Annotated in this window: 3 protein-coding genes; all 3 read right to left on the bottom strand. The window is 37.2% G+C overall.

Translation table 11 applies throughout. From position 1 onward, the window contains the following. Positions 1–27: 27 nt before the first annotated feature. The 3 genes from ENL20_02035 to ENL20_02045 all read right to left on the bottom strand — a co-directional run bounded on the left by ENL20_02035 (position 28) and on the right by ENL20_02045 (position 6,125). Complete coding sequence (locus tag ENL20_02035; protein HHE37334.1) at positions 28–1,176, bottom strand: IS630 family transposase; 1,149 nt, start codon at positions 1,174–1,176, stop codon at positions 28–30. Positions 1,177–1,367: 191 nt separating this feature from the next. Further along, positions 1,368–3,725, bottom strand: coding sequence for a hypothetical protein (locus ENL20_02040; protein HHE37335.1), 2,358 nt, complete (start codon positions 3,723–3,725; stop codon positions 1,368–1,370). A 246-nt stretch (positions 3,726–3,971) separates the two neighbouring features. Continuing rightward, positions 3,972–6,125, bottom strand: a complete 2,154-nt coding sequence (locus tag ENL20_02045) for a T9SS type A sorting domain-containing protein (GenBank protein ID HHE37336.1) — start codon at positions 6,123–6,125, stop codon at positions 3,972–3,974. Positions 6,126–6,378 lie beyond the last annotated feature (253 nt).

A 6,378-nucleotide genomic window follows, 5' to 3' on the forward strand; every position in this document is an offset into this window, starting at 1 on the left:
ATGGCGTTCTCTAAATAACTACACAAATTAAATTAATATCTCATCAATTTTATATTTCCATCTAAATCTTACTGGAACTTTATTTATTCCGTTCAAGTAGTCACATATTCTTTCTTTCAGTTCCAGCTTACTTCTCACTCTAATGCCTCTTAAGAAACTTCTTGTCATCTTACTAAAAAAAGATTCTATAATATTCAACCATGAACCATGTTTGGGCGTAAAAACAAATTCAAACCTATTGGGTTTAGTATTTAAGAACTTTTTTGTTTCTTTCGATATATGCGATGAAACATTATCCAAAATAATTCTGATTTTTATGTTTTCATTATACTTCCTATCAAGAAGTTTAAGAAGATCAATAAAATCAGAACTTTTATGAGTTTCGCTAACCTTGTAAATGATTTCACCATTATGAAGATCAATTCCTGCCAATAAACTCAAAGTTCCATATCGCACATATTCATAATCTCTATAAATACAACCATTTTTCCCATTTGGCAAAGGCAATAGATCTTTTCCTTTGTTGCCTATTGCTTGTATTCCCGGTTTTTCATCAATACTGACAGTAATCTTATCCGGTTGTGAAATATCTCCATTATCTATCTTTTGGTTTGTGAGTTCTACTTCCTTATAAACATAAAGAACTTGCTCCATCTTTGTTGCAAATTCGGGGTCTCTTTTCTCAACGTAATATTTTATTTTATGAGGTTTTATCTCTGCAGAATTGAGAATATTCCACAATTTTGAAACTGATAAATTGGATAAATTAATATGACCAAATTCATTACAGTTTGCTTTTATATGTTTTAGAAGAAGGCTATAAGTCCAGATTTCATGTGGATAACCCAATTCCTTTGGTTTTTGACAAGCGAGATTTATTATCCATGCTTTTTCATTGGCTGTTATCAATGCTTTTTTCCCACTCCGCGGTTGATCAGTCAAAGCTGATTCTACTCCCATAGTAACACATTTGCTCAAACATAAAATAACAGACTTACGATTAATTTTCAAGTCTCTTGCTATTTGTGAATCATTAATTTTTGAGATATTTCTCAAAATAATTTTTGCCCTCAATACCTTTCTAAAAGGTTCAGTTCGCGATTTACTTATCTTTTCAAGCATTTCTTTTTCTTCTTTAGTTAGAACTAATTCAGCTCGCTTACTTGGTCTTCCCATCTTTGCTCCCTATTTTTTTGGGAGACAAAATGAGTTTTCTGTATTATTTGTCCAGCTATTTTAAGAATGATATACTAGGTTGTTCATTTCATAAATACAATTATACGCTGTAAAACTTGAGTTAGGTCTACTTCAGCAGGCATTGACTAAAGTTTTGATTTTTATTATTTCTCACAGAATACAATTCTGTGTTACTTTAAAATTACAATCTTCCTCACTGCTTTCATCTCCTCATCAACCATCAATTTACAAATATACTGACCGCTGGAAACCTGTTTTCCGTTCTCATCTCTGCCATCCCAGCGACAGGTATATTCTCCCCGCGAAGCATAAGCATCCATCAAAGATTTTACTTTCTGCCCTTTCACATTATAGATATCGAGACTGACATCGCATCCCTGCAGCAGGTTGAATTTGATAGAAGTGCAGTGATCCCGGTTATTAGGATTGAACGGATTCGGATAAACCGACATATTAATACTCCTAACTTCTAACTCCTCACTACTAATTCCATTTCCCTGAAATTCAAAAGCTCCCATATCGACTGTTTCTCCGACAATTCTCGGATTGCCGGCAAGGTCATAAGCAGGAAGTTCTACCTCAGCAGGGAGATCGAGAGTTCCCGCATCTATGCAGGGAGAACCTGCTGAGATGGAATAAGGTACTTCCCCGAAGAAAGCAAACAGGGGATCTTCATCGAGGTTGGTTTCATCATCCCAGTCATAATTATTTGCATCTACATTTAAAATATTGCTGTAACCACCCTCGACAAGAGAATTATGGACAGAAAGTGTATTCACATGATCATAAGAACCATCCACGATGAGCTCTCTCAGTGTATTACCATAAAGAATGGAATTATAAATATTAAGTTCCGAAGCGTAACAAACTAACACACCGGCGCCGTTCAAGGTAGTGTTATCGCTGATCGTACAATTCACCAGGTTTGCTTTTCCTCCTTCGCCACAGGCAAAAGCACTGCCAGAAAAGGGCCAGATAGTGCAGAGGTCGGAAACATTGGTGATCTGGCAGTTGACCAGGTTTGCCGTATATACATACCCATTGCCGCCGTTATTGCTGATCGTTATACCTCCTCCCTTTTGTATTTCTGGATCCTCATGCGGTTCGCTGTCCTTAACAATAACATTATGAAAATTTGATACTTCATAACCTCCGATGTTAATAATTGCCCTGCCGCAGATATTATCCCTGAAAACCATATTTTCGATATTAAGACCATAGCTCCTGGTATTTTCTAATATACAATAATCGATATTATAACTGTCTGCACAGATGATATTTTCAAAGGTTGGATAAGCATTTTTCTGGATATGAATATAACTACCCCAATACCCATGGATCATTTTGAAATTCTTCACTGTGTAATATTTCACTAATGGTTGATCGAGGTATTCACCTTCGATAAAATCACGGGCATGTATTATGTGTATTCCTGCTTCTGCATCGAGAATGGTATTTTCCATGGATTCACCCACCACGGAAACATAACTTTTCATGTGCAGTGGAAAATACTGCCCGTTCAAGCCGGGAGAATATAAGCCGTCAGCTACATGGATAGTGCGGGGATGCAGGCTGTCCGCTTTGATCAAAGCAAGAGCATAAGAGATATTCTGCAGAGGTTCGGCTGCTGTAAAACCGCTGTTATGATCATCTCCATCTGCAGACACAAAAAGATCACGCTCTACCTGTTCGATTTTAGCATTCTGAATAGAATAGATTATTTCGTCGGGTTGATAACGTCCACCAGTATCATACGCATAAATATGGAAAAAATCAGGATCAGAAACTGTGAAAGTATCAACAATAACATTAATTAAAGGGCAAAACTCGGATTTTGCAATATCAGCACCTCTACCGGTAAAATTTAAGTATATGCTGTTAAAACTTTGATCATCAAATGTTATGTTTGATGAATCATGTAAAAGCATCCCGCCACCAAGAGAATATGCATTATTTTTTGAGATAATATTTCCTGATAGATTTGTATAAGTGTTTTTCAGATACAAACCGCCACCGGAATATGCTCTGTTATTATTGATGAAATTTTTTTTTAAATTGAGAAGCACATTTTCAGATCTAATGCCGCCACCTTGCTTATGGGGAAAGAAACCATTATCAGCATGCCAGCCTGTCCCATTCTGAATAATAAAACCGCAAATATAAACATCTATATAATCATCATCTTCTCCTTCTAACCTGATCACACTGCTCTGCTGATCACCATCGAGGATAGTAGAAATGATATCATTCTCATTCCCGGTGAATTCATAATTGGAAACCAGGGATAAAGACTTGTCTATAAAGAGATTTTCATAATAGATTCCGGGATATACTCTTATTGTATCGTTTATGGAACAACTGTCGATGGCAGTTTGGATGATCGTGAAGTCACCGGTGCCGTCCTGGTTCACTTCGAGGATTAAGGATTGCAACCACGAATTAACACAAATCAGCACGAATAAGAAGAATATCTTTAACAACGAACTAAACAAACAAAACGAACAAAAAAAATTGTGTTTAAATTTCATAATACTTCCTTTATTAAATTTCCTTTATGAATTCTGATAATTCAATCTTGTCATTCCGAATTCTCTCCTTGTTTCTCTCATGAGGAATCTACAGTTATAAATTTATTAACCTTTGGAGATTGCTTCGTTAGTTTCATTGAAAGAAATCGTCTCTTTCAAGAAAGAGAAAACCTCGCAATGACATCAATAATCCTTGCGAAGGTTAAGAAAAGCAAGATGCTCGATAACCTTCGCAAGGTGTTGTTTCTATCTCATCAGGAGTAGTTTCCTGCTGACTGATTTGTTCGGAATATCCAGCCGATACATATAAATACCGCTGGACACAGGTTTGCTGTTATCATTGGTTCCGTCCCAGGTTATCTGCTGGTCTCCTTTGCTCATATCTCCACTGGATAATGTTTTGACCTTCTGACCTTTCAGGTTGTAGATAGAAAGTTCAGCTTTTGAATCTTCCGGTAAGGAAAGAGAAATGGTTGTCAATCCGGTAAACGGGTTAGGATAGTTTGCCAGTTTTATCGGATATGAATCATCGGTAAGATCATCTCCATTTGATTCCAGTTTGATCAAAGAAAATTTGCTTTCAAAGGGATGCATAATAGTTCTTTCATATTCCCCGGTTTTGAAGTTATATTTCAGGACCGTTTTAATGGTCTGTAATTCGCTTCTACCCGAATACAATACGAAACTCAACTCATCGCTCCTGTTCACTGCATCGGTATATGCCATGATATGAATAGGAAATCCATCTACCTTGCTGGCTCCAACGCAGACTTCATCCTGGAATACACCGATTTCCAGCAGGTTTTCTCCACCTTCCACGGATTCGATATCGATCATCTCATACCTGGATTTATCATCAAAGGTGAAATATTCTGCCTTTTCCGGGATAAACCGCTTCGATCTTCCACCTTTTTCCCAGGCTAAAGTGATGTCTTCTTCCACTTCGATTATATATCCCTTACCATAGACAAAGGTCGGGTCTTCCGTGCCCCAGCCCATCCATTTGCCGTCTTCCTGGTAAGCATACCAGTTCTCTGCTTCGATGGAAGTTATATAATCGAGCGTGTCTTTGTCGATGGCATCTTCGAGTGCTTGCGTTAGAGGAAGCCAGTAGCCGATCCAGTTCTCGATACCTTCATATAAAGTAATGGTCCAATCCTCTGCTAACCTCGATCCCTCCTCGGGCAGAATAAAGTCTCCGTTATCTTCTATATCGAGTATATAACCTTTGGAAGAAGCTACTTCATAATCTTCATTTGACCATGTTCCATCATAAGTTAATTGAGATAAATACTCTTGTAAGGTCAAATCATCCGGCATGGGGATCATTTCCTCCAAGAGTTCCGGTGCATTGACCGGATCGTTATCATCCCGGTCCAGACGCGGGAAAGATACCCAGTTCGAATGATCGCCTTCCAAAGGTTTGATATCGAATAAAGTTTTGTAATATCCCATATCGAGCCTGGTGCCGTCTGAATCCTGTTCGTATGGATCTCCTCCGTCAATACAGGGGCTTCCTTCCATTAAACGGTATTCATACCCGGTATCCATGCAGAAATAGGGATCTTCATCTGTATTGCCGGTTCCGCTGTATCCATCCTCGATGCAGGAGTAGGTAACAGTGAGCGAAATTGGCGATCCTGTAAAGGAATCGGATGTATTACCATAGATGTTGGAATTTATGATAGTTGCGGTAGAATTACTCTGGAATTCAATACCATCATCATTGCCGGTAATTGTTGAATGATACATATTAAGGGTTATCGCTTGTGTTCCACCGAATGATATTCCTTCGTAAGTGTTATCATAGATCAGAATTCCTGATATAGTTACTGAATGAGTTGAATAATAAGAATTATCGATCTGTAAACCAACATCATTGTCATAGACCTTATTCCAGTCCAAGTTAGCAGAATTTGAAACATATCCGGTTTTATCTATATGAATTCCGGTTTCAGTATCATGGATTTCGTTGTTTTCTAAATCAAAGGCTACCGAATTCTTTACATATACTCCTGTATCTACATTTTCAATTTCATTATCTTCTACATCTACGGAATTAGTATCATTAACATAGACTCCATAATCTCCGGAACCTGTGATATTAAAACCATCAATAGTGGCATAATCTGCTTCATCCATATCTACAACTATCGATGAAACTCCACCATCTATGGTCACATTTCCATTTGCATAGATATTTAGTTGTTTTGTCAGGAAATCTATAGCATCATAATCATCGAATGGATATGGAAATACACTGATATTATCTCCATTACTTGCATAGTCTATAGCATCTTGTATTGTTTCGAAATCATGATTAGGTCCGACTGTGTATGTTGCGGTATATGCCAATGTAATGCTTAAGATAAGCATTGTCATAAAAACTATCTTTTTCATTTTATTTTCCTTTCTTTATCCTTGTTTTATTAACATCAAATCTCTTTTTATCAAAACAGGAAAAATTTATTAGAAATTGGTTGCTAACCTGATAACAACACTTTTTCCTATTTTCATCTCATCTTTCCGAAACTTCTTGCAAAAGAGAAGCTAAGAAGATAAGTTTCGGAAAGTATGAAATACATTCTCCATCCAGCCAAACAGAACCAAAAAAACAACAAACAGGATGGAACGAATAGCTGTCCTCAATCTG

The sequence above is a fragment of the Candidatus Cloacimonadota bacterium genome, assembly GCA_011372345.1.
Taxonomy (GTDB): domain Bacteria; phylum Cloacimonadota; class Cloacimonadia; order Cloacimonadales; family TCS61; genus DRTC01.

Bases quoted from the DNA above. Each gene is read 5' to 3' on its own strand.
- ENL20_02035 (HHE37334.1), bottom strand. From the start codon at position 1,176: ATGGGAAGACCAAGTAAGCGAGCTGAATTAGTTCTAACTAAAGAAGAA.
- ENL20_02040 (HHE37335.1), bottom strand. From the start codon at position 3,725: ATGAAATTTAAACACAATTTTTTTTGTTCGTTTTGTTTGTTTAGTTCG.
- ENL20_02045 (HHE37336.1), bottom strand. From the start codon at position 6,125: ATGAAAAAGATAGTTTTTATGACAATGCTTATCTTAAGCATTACATTG.